Annotated in this window: 1 protein-coding gene; it reads left to right on the top strand. The window is 63.7% G+C overall.

Features of this window, described 5'->3' with window-relative positions:
- The first annotated feature begins 104 nt into the window (after positions 1-104).
- Positions 105-1,244, top strand: a complete 1,140-nt coding sequence (locus CAPSK01_RS17995) for an ISNCY family transposase (protein WP_273704011.1) — start codon at positions 105-107, stop codon at positions 1,242-1,244.
- The last annotated feature ends 13 nt before the right edge of the window (positions 1,245-1,257 follow it).

Here is a 1,257-nt window from a genome sequence, read left to right as displayed (position 1 = left end):
ACAAGTAATCTGTCCGGGTTTGTAGCAAATGATCTGTGCGGTTTATGTTGCTCCCAAGGAGGAGCGAGATGAGGCGGACGGAGTGGCTACAGGAGATCAGGAAGATGAGGTTTGAAGAAGCGTATGAGGCATGGGAGACGGGTCGGTTGACGCAAGCGGAGGCGGCGAGGTTGCTGGGGGTATGCGATCGGACGTTCCGACGGTACCTGGTGCGGTATGAAGCCGATGGTCTGGAAGCGTTGGGGGATCGGCGCCTGGAACAGGTCTCGCATCGAAAGGCGCCGGTAGACGAAGTGATGGAGCTGATGTCGACGTACCGGCGGCGGCACGAAGGCTGGAGCGCGAAGCACTTTGACGCGTGGTCTCGGAAGGACGGTGGCGCCCGCAGCTACACCGGGGTGAAGAGTCGGCTGCAGGAAGCGGCGCGGGTTCGCCAGGCCAAGGCCCGGGGGGCGCACCGGAAGCGCCGGGAGCGCTCGCCGTGGCCGGGGTTGATGATTCACCAGGACGGGAGCCGGCACGAATGGATCGCTGGGCAGAAATGGGATTTGATCGTGACCATGGACGACGCGACGAACGAGCACTACTCGATGTTCTTCGTGGAGGAAGAGGGCACGAGGAGCCGCCGGCAAGGTGTTCGGGAAGTGATTGAATCGCGGGGCCTCTTCTCGACCTTCTACTCCGACCGAGGGAGCCACTACTGGCCTACGCCGGAGGCCGAGGGCAAGGTGGACAAGCAACACCTGACGCCATTCGGGCAGGCCATGAAGCGCCTGGGCATCGAGATGATCGCCGCCTACTCGCCGGAAGCGCGTGGGCGCTCGGAGCGCATGTTTTGCACGCATCAGGACCGCCTGCCACGGGAACTGGCGCTGGCCGGGATCACCGACCTGGCGGCAGCCAACCGCTACCTGACCGAAGTCTACCGGCCCGCCTTCAATGCCGAGTTCATGCAGCCGGCGATGGAAGAAGGCAGTGCCTTCGTCGGCTGGATCGGTGGCCCGCTCGACGGCATCCTATGCGAGCGGTTCGAGCGCACCGTCGGCAATGACCACTGCGTCAGCTTCGAGGGAATGAAGTTGCAGATTCCCGCCGATCGTCATCGCTGCCACTACGTCAAGGCCCAGGTGGCGGTGCTGCGCCGTACTGACCACACACTGGCGATCCTGCATGGCCCGCGCAAGTTGGCCGACCATGACGAAGCCGGCAAGGTCATGCCTCCGAATTTGAAGGTGGCTGCGTAGGTCCGCCGCGGCC

It is taken from the genome of Candidatus Accumulibacter vicinus (assembly GCF_000584955.1).
Classification (GTDB): Bacteria; Pseudomonadota; Gammaproteobacteria; order Burkholderiales; family Rhodocyclaceae; genus Accumulibacter; species Accumulibacter vicinus.
The sequence above is the reverse complement of the archived record's forward strand: the minus strand, read 5'-3'. Positions and strand labels throughout refer to the sequence as shown.

Excerpts from the sequence above, each read along its gene's own strand:
- CAPSK01_RS17995 (WP_273704011.1), top strand. The coding sequence starts at position 105 with ATGAGGTTTGAAGAAGCGTATGAGGCATGGGAGACGGGTCGGTTGACG.